10 protein-coding genes (1 of these 10 cut by a window edge) are annotated in these 17,267 nt (G+C 66.2%); 6 read left to right on the top strand and 4 right to left on the bottom strand.

Translation table 11 applies throughout. The features are described from left to right. Positions 1–90: 90 nt before the first annotated feature. Together E5554_RS17475 and E5554_RS17470 are read left to right on the top strand one after the other, a co-directional pair. On the top strand, positions 91–1,407 hold the full coding sequence (locus E5554_RS17475; RefSeq protein ID WP_136187580.1) for a M20/M25/M40 family metallo-hydrolase: 1,317 nt from the start codon (positions 91–93) through the stop codon (positions 1,405–1,407). Between the two features lie 53 nt (positions 1,408–1,460). Next, positions 1,461–2,105 carry a trimeric intracellular cation channel family protein gene (locus E5554_RS17470; protein WP_037511674.1) on the top strand — a complete coding sequence of 215 codons (645 nt, stop codon included), beginning with the start codon at positions 1,461–1,463 and terminating at the stop codon, positions 2,103–2,105. Positions 2,106–2,124: 19 nt separating this feature from the next. Here the strand turns inward: E5554_RS17470 and E5554_RS17465 are convergent, their stop codons facing one another. Further along, the gene (locus E5554_RS17465) at positions 2,125–3,573 is read right to left on the bottom strand and encodes an amidohydrolase (protein WP_136187579.1); all 1,449 of its coding nucleotides are present in this window, start codon (positions 3,571–3,573) and stop codon (positions 2,125–2,127) included. 240 nt (positions 3,574–3,813) lie between these two features. Here E5554_RS17465 and E5554_RS17460 point away from each other — a divergent pair, with 240 nt between their 5' ends. From E5554_RS17460 to E5554_RS17445, 4 genes are all read left to right on the top strand, one after another. Continuing rightward, complete coding sequence (locus E5554_RS17460) at positions 3,814–6,831, top strand: TonB-dependent receptor (RefSeq protein ID WP_136187578.1); 3,018 nt, start codon at positions 3,814–3,816, stop codon at positions 6,829–6,831. A 62-nt stretch (positions 6,832–6,893) separates the two neighbouring features. Further along, positions 6,894–9,362 (top strand): zinc-dependent metalloprotease, encoded by a 2,469-nt coding sequence (locus tag E5554_RS17455; RefSeq protein ID WP_136187577.1) that lies wholly within the window; start codon positions 6,894–6,896, stop codon positions 9,360–9,362. A gap of 25 nt (positions 9,363–9,387) precedes the next feature. After that, on the top strand, positions 9,388–11,184 hold the full coding sequence (locus tag E5554_RS17450) for a CIA30 family protein (RefSeq protein WP_136187576.1): 1,797 nt from the start codon (positions 9,388–9,390) through the stop codon (positions 11,182–11,184). 89 nt (positions 11,185–11,273) lie between these two features. Then, positions 11,274–14,018 (top strand): M14 metallopeptidase family protein, encoded by a 2,745-nt coding sequence (locus E5554_RS17445; protein WP_136187575.1) that lies wholly within the window; start codon positions 11,274–11,276, stop codon positions 14,016–14,018. Positions 14,019–14,071: 53 nt separating this feature from the next. Here E5554_RS17445 and E5554_RS17440 read toward each other — a convergent pair whose 3' ends face one another. The 3 genes from E5554_RS17440 to E5554_RS17430 all read right to left on the bottom strand — a co-directional run. Next, positions 14,072–15,139, bottom strand: coding sequence for a FecR domain-containing protein (locus E5554_RS17440; RefSeq protein WP_136187574.1), 1,068 nt, complete (start codon positions 15,137–15,139; stop codon positions 14,072–14,074). Between the two features lie 15 nt (positions 15,140–15,154). Then, positions 15,155–15,664 carry a sigma-70 family RNA polymerase sigma factor gene (locus E5554_RS17435; RefSeq protein ID WP_099234120.1) on the bottom strand — a complete coding sequence of 170 codons (510 nt, stop codon included), beginning with the start codon at positions 15,662–15,664 and terminating at the stop codon, positions 15,155–15,157. An 82-nt stretch (positions 15,665–15,746) separates the two neighbouring features. Next, on the bottom strand, positions 15,747–17,267 hold the 3' portion of the coding sequence (locus tag E5554_RS17430) for a TonB-dependent receptor (RefSeq protein WP_247594298.1). Its footprint extends 1,017 nt past the window's final position; only the last 1,521 of its 2,538 coding nucleotides appear in the window; its start codon lies beyond the right edge, outside the window; the stop codon is at positions 15,747–15,749.

Here is a 17,267-nt window from a genome sequence, read left to right as displayed (position 1 = left end):
GGGTGGCGTGTCTGCGCGCGCCACCCGTTCTATTCTACGGCTGCCCCGGAGCGGCCCATTTTTCCTTTGTTTCGGTGAAGTTACGAACCCATGCGACAGACTATTGTGAAGGCGGCGCTGTGCGGCGCGATGCTGCTGGCGACCACGGCACAGGCGGCGCTGAGCCCGGCCGAGCAGAAGATCGGTGCCAGCGTCGATGCCGGTCATGAGCCCGCGATCGCCCTGCTGGAAAAGATCGTGAACCAGAATAGCGGGTCGATGAATGTCGTCGGCGTCAAGGCGGTGGCCGACATGCTGCGTCCCGAGTTTGAGGCGTTGGGCTTCACTGTCATCTGGAAGCCGATGGATCAGGTCAAGCGCGCCGGCCATTTCATCGCGGTCCACAAGGGGCGGGCGGGCACGACGAAGATGCTGCTGATCGGCCATCTCGACACGGTGTTCGAGCCGGACTCGCCGTTCCAGACCTTTAAGCGGGATGGCGACTGGGCCGCCGGGCCGGGTGTCGGCGACGACAAGGGCGGGGTGGTGACGATGCTGCTGGCCCTGAAGGCGATGCAGGCGGCCGGCACGCTGAAGAACGCCAATATCGAGGTGGTGCTGACCGGTGACGAGGAGGATTCGGGCGATCCGGTCTCGATTTCCCGCGCTGACTTGGTCGCGGCCGGTAAGCGCGCCGACATCGCGCTCGATTTCGAGGGGCTGAGCCGCGAGGACGGCAAGGATATGGGCTCGATCGCGCGTCGCTCCTCCAACAGCTGGACGCTGACCACCAGTGGAAAGTCGGCGCATAGTTCGGGCATCTTCTCGGCCGCCGCCGGTGATGGCGCCGTCTATGAAATGGCGCGGATCATCACCGCTTTCCGCAAGGAATTGCCGGAACCCAACCTGACCTTCAATGTCGGTCTGATCGGTGGCGGCCAGAGCGCCGATGTCGACAAGGATGGCGTGCGCATCGCCGTTACCGGCAAGACCAATATCATCCCGCCGATCGCCGTCGCCAAGGGCGATTTCCGCACCCTCAGCCAGGACCAGACCGAGCGGGTCCGGGCCAAGATGCAGGCGATCGTCGATAGCGGCCATCTGCCCGGCACCGGCGCCAGCATCGCCTTCGATCTGGGCTATCCCTCCATGGCGCCAACGGCGGGCAATCGCGCGCTGCTCGGCAAATTGAATGGCATCAACAAAGATCTGGGCCTGCCTGAAATGCCCGAGCTCGATCCGCTCAAGCGCGGCGCCGGCGATATCAGCTTCGTCGCGCAGGATGTCGACGGGCTGGTGGGTCTTGGCCTCGCCTCGACGGGTGACCATAGCCCGGCGGAAAAGGCGGACCTGTCCACCATGCCGCGCCAGGCCAAGCGGGCAGCCATATTGATGACCCGTTTGTCGGCCGAGAAAGGCCGGAAATGATCGACCTTCGGGCGCCCGCTTCCGCTGGCGCCCGATAGCGGCTACGGAGAGCCATGCTGCCGCCGACCCCGACGATCGCCACCCATATCGGCCCCGTACTGGAGGCGTTGAGCCTGATCGGCACCTTCGTCTTCGGGGCTTCCGGGGCATTGGCTGCCGCGCGCCTGCGCCAGACATTGGTGACCTTTGCCTTCTTCGCCCTGCTGACGGGGGTGGGCGGCGGCACGGTGCGCGACCTGCTGATCGATGCGCCGGTCTTCTGGATTCATGATCCGGCGCCGTCGATCGTGTGCATGGTCGCCGCTATCACCGTCTGGATCACGCCGCGCCGCTGGTGGAGCGATCATGCGCTCGACTGGCTCGATGCGATCGGGTTGGCTGCTTTCGCGGTGTTCGGCGCGGCCAAGGCCATGAGCTTTGGCGTGCCGCCCTTTGTCGCGGGCATGATGGGGGTGGTCACCGGCTGTGTTGGTGGCATCATGCGCGACACGCTGGCGGGCGAGCCGTCGATCCTGCTGCGCCCGGAACTCTATGTCACGGCCGCGGCGTTCGCCTCCGGCCTGTTCGTGCTGTTGCGGCTGGCCGGGCTGGATGTGCCGGTCGCCGGCGTGATCGCGGCGCTGCTGGGATTTGGCCTGCGCGCGCTCGCGATCCGCCGGGGGCTGGGTCTGCCCGCCTATAAGGAGGCGGGCGAGTAATCGTCCTGCTTCGGGATCGTCACTTCCCGTTTCGATATTCCAGCGCCGGTCCCTTGTCGCCCAGCAGCGAGCGATAGACGAAATCTTTGCCGCGACGGCGATCCAGTTCGGCCTTCGCCTCTGCCAGCGTGTCCGGGCTCTGGAACAGTTGCGCGGCGGTCAGCGCCATCGCCTTGGCAGCGACGACCGCGCCCTTGGTGCCGACGCTGGTGCCGCTGGCGGCAACCGCCTGCCAGCTGTGCGGCGGGGTGCCCGGCGCCCAGGTGGCCGCGACCATGCCGACCGTCGGCGTCGTGTAGCTGACATCGCCGACATCGGTGGAGGCGGGGGTCAGGCCGCCGCTGCTATAGGCTTCGACGCTGCCGTCGCCCATGCGTGTGCCCTTGGGGAAGCTCGACTGGATCTGGGTGATGAAGGCCTGTTCCTGCGCATTATAGCTGGGCAGGGCCACCTGTTTCAGATTGTCATACATGACATGGCCCAGCGTGTCGTTGGGCAGCAGGTCGAAGGTGCCGCCGACCTGGTTGAACTCGACCGTGGTGCCGGTGCCCATGGCCGCGCCCTCGGCTGCCTTCTTCACCCGGTCCATGATGTCGGCGACCACCTGCTGGTTGGGGTGGCGGACATAATAATAGACCTCGGCCGTGTCGGGCACGACATTGGGCGCCTTGCCGCCATCGGTGATGACATAATGGATGCGGGTTTCCTGTGGCACATGTTCGCGCATCATGTTGACCATCGCGTCCATCGCCTCGACCCCGTCGAGCGCGGAGCGGCCACGTTCGGGCGCGGCGGCGGCATGGGCGGCGGTGCCGTGGAAGCGGAACTTGCCGCTGATATTGGCGAGCGCGGTATTCTGCGACGCGCTGTTGCTGTCGGCGGCATGCCAGTGGATCATCGCCGACACGTCCTTGGTCAGGCCGGCGCGGACGATGAAGACCTTACCCGATCCGCCTTCCTCCGCCGGGGTGCCATAGAGGCGCAGCTCGCCCTTGATCTTGTGCGCGACCATCCAGTCCCTGGTGGCGATGGCGGCCGCGACCGAGGCGGCGCCGAACAGATTATGGCCGCAGCCATGGCCGGCAATGCCCTCGATCGGCTTGCGCACCGGCTCGGCCGCCTGCGGCAGGCCGGGCAGCGCGTCATATTCGGCGAGCAGGCCGATGACCGGACCTTCGCCGGTCTTGAAGCGGGCGACGAAGGCGGTCGGCATGCCGGCGATCCCGGCTTCCACCGTGAAGCCGGCGGCCTTCAGCTGCTGCTGCAACAGGGCCGAACTCTTCGTCTCCTGAAAGCCGATTTCGGCATAGTTCCAGATTTGCAGCGCGTTCTTGGCCAGCGTGTCCGCGCCGCGATCGACATCCGCCATGATCGCCATCTTGTCGCCATCGGCCAGCGGCCCGGCCAGGGCGGGCGCCGATGCGCCGAGCGCGAGGAAGGCGAGGAAGGAGCGGGCGAAGCGTGACATGGATGGATCCCCTGGCTGCATGAAGCGGGGCGGTCAGCACCATCCCCCACTGGTGAAACGGCTTATCGATCAGGGCGATGGATACCACCATCACAAAAGTGAAATTTTTGATGGGGGAAATTTTCGGGCCTGCGTCTCCGACAATGAGAGGGTTTCCGGCCACGAGCCGGACGAGGGGACAACCTCAAAAGATCAGAGCCCATCCGAAGGGATCGGATGGTGGGAGCCAGGGGAAGACATATGGGTGTGTATCGGAACAAGGGAGCCTGCGCGGCGAGCCTGATCGCCATGGGATGGGCCATGACCGCAGGCAGCGCATTGGCGCAGGACGCCGCCCCGGCGGCGGATGCGGCGGACGGCATCGTCGTCGTCGGCTCGCAGATCAAGGGCGCCAAGATCAACGAGGCGCTGCCGGTCACGGTGGTATCGACCGACGAGATCAAGAGCGCGGCCGCCGTGTCGGGCGACGAACTGTTCCGTTCGATCCCGCAATTTGGCGACGTCCAGTTCAACAGCCAGTATCTGCCCGGCAGCTCCAACGGCGCGCGCGGCGACGTCGGTTCGCTCGACCTGCGCAGCCTGGGCATCGGCAACACGCTGGTGCTGCTGAACGGCCGCCGTGTCGTCGCCCACCCGACCAGCCAGGCGAACGACCAGCTGGTGCCGGTGCTGAGCTACAACACCAATGCCATCCCGGTGAACGGGCTGGAGCGGCTGGAAGTGCTGCGCGACGGCGCGGCCGCCATTTACGGCGCGGACGCGGTGGCGGGTGTGGTGAATACCGTGCTCAAGACCGACTATCAGGGTGCGGAACTGTCGCTGCAATATGGCGGCGCGGAAGGCACCGGCCTGCGCGAGTTCAACGCCAATGGCGTGATCGGCACCAACTTTGCTGAAAATCGCGGCAACATCACCCTGTTCGGCAGCTATGACCATGGCACCGGCCTGGATTCGACCGAGCAATATTATACCGAATCCTCCGACAAGCGCGGCCTGTTCGAGGGGACGGCATTCGAAGGCTCGACCTCGCTCGACGGCCGGTCGACCACCACGCCCTTCGCCAACCTGCGCACCTATGGCAATGTGCCCGTCACCATCAACGGCACGTCCCTGACCAACGCATCGGGCCAGTTCCACCTGCAGCCGACCAGCAGCACGGGCTGTGTTGCCGCGATCGGCAATGATCGCTGCATCCAGAATGGGGCGATGGCGACGGCAGGCGCGGACCGCGACCTGCGTTATGACTCGCTGGCGCAGGGCACGTCGATCATGCCGCGCCTCAACCGCCTCAACCTGTTCATGACCGGCCATTATGACATCAGCGACGATGTCACCTTCTTCGCCGAAGCCGGCTTCTATCGCAGCAAGACCAAGGCACAGCAGAGCCCGGTCGCAACGCTCAGCTCGATCCCCATCTATGTGCCGGCGAGCAACTACTGGAACCCGCTGGGTCAGGCCGTGTTCGCCAACGGCACCGTCAATCCCAACCGCCTGGCCGGCACCAATGCCCCGGCCGCGGGCCTGCCGCTCACCATCAACAATTATCTGTTCGAGGACTTCGGTCCGATGAACGTCACCGTGACCAACCAGCAATATCGCCTGCTGGCCGGCCTGCGCGGCGAGTTCAACGGCTTCAACTGGGAAAGCGCGGTCAGCTATTCCGAAGCCTGGGCCCGCGACGTCAGCGACAATATCAGCCGCACCAAGCTGCAGGAATATCTGTCGCTGTCGACCCCGGACGCCTACAACATCTTCGGCACGTCGGTGAACAGCCAGTCGACCATCGACGCGATGCGCGAGGAACTGGTCCGCTATACCAAGTCGACCCTGGCGACCTATGACTTCCGCCTCTCCAAGAGCGACCTGTTCACCTTGCCGGGTGGTAATGTCGGCTTTGCGGCGGGTATCGAGGCGCGGCGCGAGACCCAGCTCGACGATCGCGATCCGCGCATCGACGGCACCATCACCTATACCGATCCGCTGACCGGCGCGGTCTCGGGCGACTTCGTCAACTCCGCGCTCAACAACGACACCAGCGGCCATCGCGAAGTGTTCGGCGCCTATGCGGAATTTGCCGTGCCGCTGGTTTCGCCGGAAATGGATATCCCGCTGGTGCGCAGCCTGGATCTCCAGCTGGCTGGCCGGTACGAACATTATAGCGATTTCGGCGATGTCGCCGTGCCCAAGATCGCCGGTGCCTGGGAAGTGGTGCGCGGCATCCGCTTCCGTGGTTCCTGGGCCAAGTCGTTCCGCGCCCCGAACCTGGAGCAGACCAACGCGACGGTCGTGACGCGCGCGAACAGCCGCACCGACTATATCATGTGCGAGGCGGACGTCCGCGCCGGCCGCATCACCGACTTCTCGCAATGTTCGCGGGCGCAGACCACCTCGGCCCGGCGCTCGGGTAACCCGGATCTCGATCCTGAACGGGCAAAGACCCTGTCCTTCGGCGTCGTGCTGGAGCCGCCGCTGCCCGACGGCATGGGCCATCTGACCTTCACCACCGACTGGTGGCGGGTGCGCCAGACCGGCCTGGTCGGCATCTTTGGCGAAGGCAATGCGCTGATCCTCGACTATCTGCTGCGCAAGCAGGGTTCGAGCAATCCGAACGTGATCCGCGCCGCGGCGACCGCTTCGGATGTCGAAGCCTTTGCCGGCACCGGCCTGACCCCGGCGGGCGAGGTTCTCTACGTCCTCGACCAATATACCAATTTGCAGCCGCAGACGGTGAAGGGCCTGGACTTCAACCTGACCTATCGCACGCCTGAAACCAGCGTCGGCAGCTTCAACTTCGCGGTCAATGCGTCGCACTTCCTGAAATATTATCAGGAACCCTCGCCGGGCATCGCCGAACTGCTGGCGGCGCAGGATGCGGGCGACATCGACGCCGCCGTCAACATCTCGGGCGGCCGCAGCCTGCTGCAGCTCGATCGCAAGCCCAAGTGGCGCGGTTCGGCCTCGCTCACCTGGTCGCTGAACAATGTGACGGTCGGCGCCTTCGCCCAATATACCGGCAAGGTCTATGACACCGGCCTGATCGACGCCGACGGCGATTACTGGACGGTCAAGGCGACCACCACGGCGAACCTCTATGGCCAGTATCGCTTCACCGAGGGATCGCTGAGCGGCACCAGCATGCGCATCGGCGTGCGCAACCTGTTCGACAAGGCTCCGCCGCTGTCGTCCAGTGGCTATCAGGGCCAGCTTTATTCGCCGCTGCGTCGCTATTGGTACTTGAACGTCAGCCACAAATTCTGATGCCTCCTGGGGCACCGGCCATCGCGCCGGTGCCCATTTTTTGCTTTCGGGACATGTTATTGATGAAATCGCTGCGCGCGCTGCCGCTTGTCGCCCTGATGATCCTGAGCGTGCCGGCCGGCACCGCGCTGGCCCAGCCTGCGCCGGCGGCAAGTCCGGCCCCGGCCAGCCTGTTCACGCTGGCGGGCGGGCAAAAGATCGTCCTGCCCAGGGCGGGCGCCAATGGCGTCATCGCCCGCTATCTCTACACCCCCTCGATCGCGGGCGGCCTGGGCGCAGCCGAGATCGGCCTGGATCGCGCGCGGCTCGGCGAGACGCAGGTGCTGCTGTTCCGCAAGGTTGGCAACAAGGTGCTGGCCGAGTTCGAGAATTATCGCTTCCGCGCGCTCAACGGCGATGCCGGCGAGGAACAGGCGGTTGCGCGCTCCTTCTCCAATTCGCCGATCTGGTCGGGCGATATTGTCAGCGAAGATGACAGGGGCATCACCCTCGACCTGTCCGGCCTGCTGATGCGCGATGCCTTTGACGTTGCCGGGCGGCTGAAGGCGACCAAGGCCGGCAATTTCAAGATTGCGCCGGCGCTGTCCTATGTCGATCCGGCGCAGAGCCTGGCCTTCCCGGACAATGTCGAGTTCGAGGCGGCGCTGACCTTCACCAGCGACGAGCCGGGACGCAGCATCGAGCGCGTGCTGCCCGATGCGCGCGGGCTGACGGTGCGGGTGCATCACAGCTTCATCCGCCTGCCCGACGCCAATTTCCACACCCGCGCCCATGATCCGCGCACCGGCACGTCGGTGCAGGTCATCCGCAACAATTATGCCGCCGCGCTGGACGAGCCGATCGTCACCCGGCTGGTGCGCCGGTTCCGGCTGGAAAAGACCGATCCCAATGCCGCGCGTTCGGCGGTCAAGAAGCCGATCATCTTCTATGTCGACCGCGCCGCGCCGCAGGCGATCCGCGATGCACTGAAGGAAGGCGCCCAATGGTGGGCACAGGCGTTCGACGCGGCCGGCTTCGTGGACGCCTTCCGGGTCGAGGAACTGCCGGTCGGCGCCAACCCGATGGACGCGCGCTACAATGTCATCGCCTGGGTCCATCGCGAAACGCGCGGCTGGTCGACCGGCACCACCATCGTCGATCCGCGCAGCGGCGAGATCGTGCGTGGCGTGGTGCAGCTGGGATCGCTGCGCGCCTGGCAGGACAAGCTGATCTTCGAGGGGCTGGCCGGCGCATCCAGGGAAGGCACCGGCGCCAGCGACGACCCGATCATGCTGGTCAAGGCGCGGCTGCGCCAGCTCGCCGTGCATGAGGTCGGCCATGCGCTGGGCCTGTCCCATAATTTCGCCGGTTCGACCTTCGAGAACCGGGCATCGGTGATGGACTATCCCGCGCCGCGCATCGCCGTGCGGGATGGTGCGCTCGACTTTTCCGACGCCTATGCCACCGGCGTCGGCGCCTGGGACAAGTTCGCAATCGACTGGCTCTATCGCCAGTTCCCGGCCGGCACCGACGAGAAGGGCGCGCTGGACGCCATGACCCGCGCGGTCCAGGCCAAGGGCTATCGCTTTGTCGCCGATGGTGACACACGCGGCGATGGCGATGCCCAGCCCTGGGGCAATATGTGGGATGATGGCACGGATGCCGCCGCGCAGCTGACCCATATCATGGATGTGCGCCGGATCGCGCTCGACCGCTTCGGCCTCGACAATCTGCCGGCCGGGGCGGCCGCCGCCGACCTGCGCCGGATGATCGTGCCGATCTACCTGTTCCACCGTTACCAGGTGACGGCCGCGTCGAAGCTGATCGGCGGGGTGGATTACAGCTATGCGGTGAAGGGCGATGGCCATGAGCAGGCGCTGCCGGTCGACGCCGCGCAGCAGCGGGCGGCATTGCGCGCATTGCTTGCGACGCTCGATCCCGCCGCGCTCGATCTGCCTGATCGCCTGTCACCTTTGCTGTCATCGATCCAGTCGGGCATGAGCGATCGCCAGACCGACATCGAACTGCTGCCCGGCCGCACCGCCGCCGCCTTCGACTGGGCGCGCGCGGCCGAAGTGGCGGCCGACGGCAGCTTCATCGCGATGCTGGCGCCCGAGCGGCTCAACCGGCTGGTGGCGCAGCATGCCGCCGATGCCGGCCAGCTTTCGCTCGACGAATATCTGGGCGCGATCGACGATCGGGTGATGGCCGCCGGGGCAACGGGCCGGCAGGCGGAAATCGCGCGGCAGGTTCGTGCCCGCTATGTCCTGCGCCTCATCAGCCTGGCGGACGACAAGCAATTGTCGTCGACCGCGATCGCGATCGTGCGGGTGCATATGGAGAGCCTGGCCGGGCGCCTCGGCAAGCGCGGCGCCGCCGCCGATGCCGCGCATAACCGCTATCTCGCCACAATGCTGACGGCCTCGCCCGAGGAGCGCGCCAAGCTGGCCGAGCCGATCGCGCCGCCGCCGCCGATCCCGCCGGGTGCGCCGATCGGCAGCGATGCCGAATGCTGGTTCTGCATGCTGGCGGTGCCGGCGACCGAAGAATAATCATTGCCTTTGAGGGGGAAGTCCCATGCGTAAATCTGTTGTCACTGCTCTGCTGGCCTCGGCCATCACCCTGCCGATCGCGCTGCATTCCGCCGCTTCCGTCTCGGCCCCGGCCGATGGCGGCACGTTCGCCATCGTCGGCGCGACCATTTTCGACGGCACCGGCGCGGCGCCCGCGCCCGGCACCGTGCTGATCCAGGATGGCCGCATCACCGCCGTCGGCGCCGATGTGAAGGTGCCGCGCGGCGCCAGGGTCATCAATGCCAAGGGCAAGGCGCTGCTGCCCGGCTTCTTCGACGTCCATACCCATTGGACCGCCGGCGGCAGCCCCAGCACCTTCCCGCAGATCGCCAATGCCTATGTAGCGGCGGGCGTGACGACGGTGAATGATTTCAACGAAGCGCCCGAGGCGTTCGCGCCGCTGCGCGCCTGGCTGGGCCAGATGAACGCGCCCCATGTCCGCTTTGCCGCGCGGATCAGCACGCCCGGCGGCCATGGCGCCGACTGGGCCGATCAGGCGACCACCATCTGGGTCAATACTCCTGCCGCCGGCAAGGCCGCGATCGAAAGCCTGGTGCCCTATCAGCCCGATCTGGTGAAGATCTTTTCCGACGGCTGGCGCTATGGCGTGTCGCCCGACAATACCAGCATGGACGAATGGACGCTGAAGGCCACGGTCGAGGCGGCCCATGTCCAGAACTGGCCGGTGCTGACCCACACCGTCACCGTTGATCGCGGCCTGGTCGCGGCGCGGGCGGGCGTGGATTCGCTCGCCCATGGCCTGCAGGACCGGCCGATCACCGCCGAGGAAGTCGCCGCGATCAAGCAGAGCGGCATGGCTATGGCGCCGACGCTGGCGGTCTATGATCCCTATAAGCGCGGCGACGTGAAGGCGGACGATCCGCGCCTGAAGCAGACATTCCGCAAGTTCGGCTTTGCGCTGGGCAATGTGAAGGCGCTGTTCGATGCCGGCGTGCCGATCGCGCTGGGCACCGATGCGGGCATGCCGGGCACGCCGCATGGTCCGTCCACCCTGCACGAGATGGAATTGCTGGTGCAGGCCGGGCTGACGCCGAGCCAGGCGTTGGTCGCCGGCACCCAGACCAGCGCGAAGATCATGCGCATCGATGCCGATCGCGGCACCATCGCGGTCGGCAAGCGCGCCGACATCGTGCTGATCGACGGCACCCCCTGGACCAACATCAAGGATGTCTACAAGGTCTCGCAGGTGCTGATCGACGGCAAGCTGGCCTATGGCACCGGCGCCCCGGCGCTGCCCGCCGCCAACAAGACCGACCGTCTGCCCTCGATCAGCGTGCCTGCGCTGATCGACGATTTCGAGCGCGACGATCGCCGCTCGTCGATCGACACGCTGCGCGTCGACACGCCCGATGGCGGCATCGACCGGTCGGTCGAGATCACCCAGACGGTGCCGCGCGACGAGGGCGGCAAGGCGCTGTCGCTGTCGGCGCGCATGGCGGTGAAGGAAGCGGCCTATGCCGGCTTTGCCATTCCGCTGAGCCGCGGGTCGATCACCCCGGCGAAGATCAGCGGCTACAAGGGCCTGCGGTTCGAGCTGAAGGGCGACGGCGCCTATACCGTTCGCCTGAACGGCCTGGACGGCGTCTGGGAAGCGCAGGTGCAGGGCGGCGCCGGCTGGGCTGCTGTCGAGGTGCCGTTCAGCCAGTTCAAGCCGGTCGAGCGGCGCGGCAAGACTGGCCCGGCCTTCACCGGCGACGGCATCACCCAGGTCGAGTTCGGCGGATCGCGCGGTCCCGGCAAGCGCATGTGGTTGCAGATCGACAATGTCCGCTTCTACTAAGGGCTGACGGCCTGCTTGAAGGGGCGCGATGAAACATCGTGCCCCTTTTCCTTTCTGACCGCTTACGACCAGATATCTGGAGAGATTGCATGAAACCCCATTGGCTTTTCCTGTCGGGCGCGCTGCTGTTGCAGGCGGTTCCTGCTGCGGCCCAGACTGGCGCCCAGACCAGCACGCCGACCCCGCCCGAGCGCTTCTTCAAGCAGCCGCCGGGGACCGACTATTATCTCGCCAATTACAGCGAATATGAGGCCTATCTCCAGAAGCTGGCGACCCAGAGCGACCGGATGAAGCTGGTCGACATCGGCAAGAGCGCGGAAGGGCGCAGCCAGTGGATGGCGATCGTCTCCTCGCCTGCGAACCTCGCCAAGCTGGACGCGTATCGCGCCATTGCCGAGAAGCTGGCCCGCGCCCATGGCGTGGACGAGACGCAGGCGCGCGCGCTGGCGGCGCAGGGCAAGGCGGTGGTCTGGATCGACGCGGGCATGCACGCGACCGAGACGGTGACGTCGCAGGGGCAGATCCAGGTGCTCTACCGGATGCTGACCCAGTCGGACCCGGAAACGATGCGCATGCTGGACGACTGCATCATCCTGTTCGCGCATGACAATCCCGACGGCATGGAATTGGTCGCCAACTGGTATATGCGCTCGGCCGATCCCAAGAAGCGCGAGATGGCGACGCTGCCGCGCCTCTACCAGAAATATATCGGCCACGATAATAATCGCGACAGCTTCATGGCGGCGATGCCCGAGACGGAGAATGTCAATCGGGTGCTGTTCCGCCAATGGTATCCGCAGATCGTCTATAACCAGCATCAGACCGGGCCGGAGGGCATGGTGGTGTTCGTGCCGCCGTTCCGCGATCCGTTCAATTTCAATTATGACCCGATCGTCATGGCGCAGCTCAACGAAGTCGGCTTTGCCATGCATTCGCGCCTGATTTCCGAAGGCAAGGCCGGGTCGGGCACGCGCAGCGCGGCGCCCTATTCGACCTGGCACAATGGCATGGAACGATCGGTCGCCTATTTCCATAACAGCATCGGCCTGCTGACCGAGATCATCGGCGGGCCGACCCCGGCGAAGATCCCGCTGGTGCCATCGACCCAGTTGCCGCGCGGCGACGAGATGATGCCGATCGGCCCGCGCGACTGGCATTTGCAGGATTCGCTCGACTATCAATGGACGCTGGACCGCGCGGTCATCGACTATGCCTCGCGCAATCGCGAGCGGCTGCTGTTCAACATCTGGAAGATGGGCGCCAACAGCATCGAGAAGGGCAGCAAGGACAGCTGGACCATCACCCCCTCCAAGGTCGACCGGCTGGCCAATGCCAAGGCGCTCGATGAAGGGCGTGGCCCCAAGAAGGTCGATCCCGGCCTCTACAAGACAATGCTGCAGGCCCCGGCCGAGCGCGATCCGCGCGCTTACATCATCCCCGCCGACCAGCGCGACATGCCCACCGCGATCGCCTTCCTCAACGCGCTCATCAAGAATGGCGTCGAGGTGGAGCGCGCCGACGCGCCGTTCCAGGCGGGCGGCAAAAACTATGCCGCCGGTTCCTATATCGTGCGCACCGATCAGGCCTATCGCCCACATGTGATCGACATGTTCGAGCCGCAGGACCATCCGCACGATACGGATTTCCCCGGCGGCCCGCCCAAGGCGCCCTATGACATTACCGGCTATACTTTGGCCTATCAGATGGGGATCGGCTTCGACCGGCTGCTCGACGGGCTGGACCAGCATTTCACCCCGGTGCCCGATCTGCTGGCGCCGCCGCCCGGCCGGATCGTCGGCCAGGGCAAGGCGGGCTGGATCGTCGGCCATGAAAGCAACAACAGCTTCATCCTGACCAACCGTCTGTTGAAGGCGGGCGTGCGTCCGGCCTGGCTGAAGCAGGCGGTGAGCGCCGATGGCGAGGCGATGCAGGCCGGCGCGATCTGGATCCCGGCATCGGCCGGCGCGCAGAAGATCGTCGGCGACGCGGTGACGGAGCTGGGCCTGACCGCCCATGCGCTCGATGCCGCGCCGCAGGGCGAGCGCATTGCGCTCAAACCCCTGCGCATCGGCTTGGTCGATCGCTATGGCGGCAATATCCCGACCGGCTGGACCCGTTTCCTGCTGGAGAAGTTCGAATTCCCGTTCGCGCCGGTCTATGCCAAGCGTCTGGATGCGGGCAATCTGGCGAAGGATTATGATGTGCTGTTGTTCGCCGATGGGGCGTTGCCGCCGAGCGGCGCCTGGGGAACGGCCCGTGCCGGCAAGCAGCCGGACGTCAAGGATACGCCGGCCGAGTTCGTGCCGATGCTGGGCGACCTGACCGATGCCAAGACGGTGCCGGCGGTTGCGGACTTCGCCCGCAATGGCGGCGCGGTGGTCGCGATCGGCAATTCGGCCCGCTTCATCGACCTGCTCGGCACGCCGCTCAAGCCCGCGCTGGCACGGGAAGTGGAGGGGGCGATGAAGCCGCTCGACACCAAGAGCTTCTTCATCCCCGGATCGATCCTGCGCGCGCGCGTCGATAACCGCCAGCCGCTGGCCTATGGCCTGCCCGATCAGGTGGACATGTTCTTCAACCGCTCGCAGACCTTCGTGACGGCGAATGCCACCCCCTATGGCCAGGTGTCCTGGTTCGAGGGCCGCGACCTGCTGCGCAGCGGCTGGGCCGTGGGACAGGAGAAGCTGGCCGGCACGATCGCCGTCGCCGATGTCGATGTCGGCAAGGGCAAGCTGCTGGTGATGGGGCCGGAAGTGGCGCAGCGCGCTCAATCCTATGGCACGTTCAAATTCCTGTTCAACGCGCTGCTCTATGGCGCGGCCGATCGGAAATAAGGCCGGAAATAAGGAAAGCTGCGGGGCGTCGGCAGGCGCCCCGTTCTTCCGGATCAGCCCCGGACGGCGCAGTCGCCGGGGATGATCTGGTCGCCGCGGGTCAGGACGATCCGGTCGGCGCTACGCGCCACATGCACCAGCCCCTGTTGCTCCAGCGCTTCTGCCAGGCCATCGGCATTGTCGATGTCGAATACGCCGCTGATGGCGATATGGGCGGCATCCTCCTTCACCTCCAGCCGGCCCGAGCCATAGCGGTTCATTTCCGCCGCGACGTCGGATAGGCAGCGGCCGGTGAAGACGATGCGGCCGTCGCGCCAGGCGCTTTCGCGGGTCACGTCGACCGGATCGACCGAAATGCTCTGATCCTTCTGCGTGAGACGCATGCCGGCGGGCAGCAGGGTGGCGCGGCTGCCATTGTGGGTTGCCGCAGCCGTCACGACGCGGACGAGCCCCTCGGTCGTGGTGACCTGTTCCCGGCCCGAAAGGCGCGACACGTCGAAGGCGGTGCCGACCGCCGTGGCCGTGAGCTTGCCGGCCGACACGCTGAAGGGGCGGTCCTTGTCCTTTTGGACGGCGAAATAGGCGCGGCCCGATTCCAGCGCGACCGCCCGCTTGTCGGCGGAGAAGGCAAAGCGGATCGCACTGTCGGCGTCCAGGATCACGCGCGATCCATCGGGCAGCTGGATATTGCGGCGGCGGCCGGCCGGGCTGAACAGGCGCGTGCCCGCAGCCTGCGCCACCTGTTCGCCGGACAGGGCGGGCGGAACGGGATGCTCGGCGGGGCGGCTGGTGAACCAGAGCGTCGCCGGCACTGCCAGCAGCGCGGTCAGCGAGGCTGCCAGCAAGGCCGCGCGCCACGGGCGGCGGCCGGCCGAGGGGGCGGAGGCTTCGGTCTGGCGCGCCTGCATCTGGGCGAGCATCGCCGCGATCGCATCATCTGGCTCCGCAGCGCCGGCGACGTCCCAGCCGCGCTCGACCGCGTCCATGGCCGCGCGATGCGCCGGGGCCGCGTCGCACCAGGCGGCGATCGCCGCCCGCTCGGCGGATGTCGCCGTGCCGGACTGCAACCGCGCCCAATGGGCGGCGGCGATGTCGAAGGGGTCGTCCCCGTCCTGGGTCATGAAGTGACCGCTATCCTATCGTGCCATGTGCCGGGCGATATGCGCGACGGCCTTGGCGACATGTTTCTCGATCGCGCTCACCGAAATGCCCAGCCTTTCCGCAATATCGCCATAGGCCAGCCCTTCGTAGCGCCGCATCAGGAAGATGTCGCGGGTCCGTTCCGGCAGCTCTTCCAGCGCGCGGACGACCTGGGCGATCTCTTCCCTTGCCTGTAAGACGCGGTCGGCGGTCCGTTCCTCAGCAGGATGATCCTTTTCCGTCAGTTCATCATGCCCCTTGGCATGACGGACCTGATCGCGTCGCGCCTGATCGCGCAATACGCTGGACGCGGTGCGGAAGATATAGCCTTCCAGATTGTCGATGCCGTCGGGCGACTGGCGCACATGCATGCGCAGCATCACGTCCTGCACCAGGTCGTCGACGATATGGGCGCTGGTGACGCGGCGGGCGAAATAGCGGCGCAGCGCCGGGATATAGGCGGAATAGTCGGTCGCCCTGTTTTCCGCCCCGCCCGGTTGCGGCAACGACGATCCTGATAGACGGTTCAACCCCGAAACCCCTTGTCCGCGCTTTCAAACCCCTTGCGGGCCGCCCCGGCGACCCGCATCACCAATGCCGGTCCCAGCTCAGCAGGATCGATCGCGGTCCTGAACTGAACGTTTGACCGACCCCATATCCGTTAGTCACCGCGCGCAAATTCGCGACGCGGTTGAAAATATTGCGCGCGCGCAGCGACAGGCTGGTCCGTTCCCGGCGCCAGCTGACCCCCGCGCCGAACAGCGAGAAGCTCGACGTCTCGACGAAATCGGGATCGTCACGGGTGAAGGTGGACCAGGAACCCGACTGATATTGCCAGTCGCCCTCGACCGTCAGTTGGCCATGGCCGCCGACCGACCAGCTGCGCGCCAAGCTGGTCTGCAACCGGCGATGCGGCACGAAGGGGATGCTGTCGCCCTTGTCGGCGCCGCCGACCAGCGGCGCGGCGTCGGACACGCGGGTCAGGTCGGCGCGGATCAGGCTGGCTTCCAGCCGGGCGGTCAGGCCCGGCAGCGGCCGGGCGACCAGTTCGAACTCGGTGCCCAGGATCATCGCATTGCCGACATTGACCAGATAGGCGTGCGAGCGATTTTCCGACAGAGCCCGATACTGCATGTCGCGCCAGTCGTTCATATAGGCGGTCAGCGTCATCTCGCTGTCGCGTCCCAGATGCAGGTTGAAGCCCAGTTCAGCACCCCACAGGCTGTCGCCATCATAAGTGCGGCGATCGGGCAGCAGCACCGAGGCCGTATTGACCCCGCCCGGCCGGATGCTGCGCGTCAGCTGGGTATGCCAGCTCGCCCCCGGCGCGATCGGCAGGTCGATATGGACGCGGGTGCTGAGCCCGCCCGATCGGCTGACGGTGCGCGGCCAGGAGTCGATCGATCCGCTGAGCAGGTTAGGCACGACCACGTCATTCTGCGATGCGACGCGATAATCATCATAGCGCAGGCCGAGCGAGACGAGCAGGTCGTCCTCCCGATAGGAGAGGGTGCCGAACAGCGCCGCCTGATCGCGGCTGATTGCCAGCCGGCGCGCACCGAACAGTTCGCCGGTGACATCGGGATCGCCGCTGTAGGAGGAAAGTTCGCTGCGCAGCCGCTCGCTGCGATGATCGATCAGCACGCCCGCCACCCAGCCCAGCCCGTGAACATTGTCATGGCCCAGGCGCAGTTCCTGCAGGATGCGGGTCGACACGATCGGAATATGCAGCAGCGACGGCGCAAGGCCGGCGGCATAATCGGCGAACTGCTGCGTCTGCGCCGGATCGCAGGACGGACTGTCGAGCCCGAAATAGCGTTGGCAGGCTTCGGGATCCTGCCCCTGCAACAAGGTGGCGTTGGTCCGGTCATAACGCCGGTCGAGCGACCAACGATAGGCGGCGGTGATGCTGGTCAGGCGGACCGGGCCGCCGCCATAGCCGATCTTGAGCCGCCCCATCAGGAAATCATGGGTGGTGGGCGCGGCGAAATAGCGATCGGTGCGATAGGAGCCGAGCGACAGGAACCAGGAGGAGGCATCGGCAATGCGGCGATGCTGCCAGGTGAGCAGCGCCGATATGTCGAGATCGGGCTGCGGCACGATCCGCGC

Origin of the sequence: Sphingobium sp. PAMC28499, assembly GCF_004795815.1 — a bacterium.
In the GTDB taxonomy this organism is placed as follows: Bacteria; Pseudomonadota; Alphaproteobacteria; order Sphingomonadales; family Sphingomonadaceae; genus Sphingobium; species Sphingobium yanoikuyae.
The sequence above is the reverse complement of the archived record's forward strand: the minus strand, read 5'-3'. Positions and strand labels throughout refer to the sequence as shown.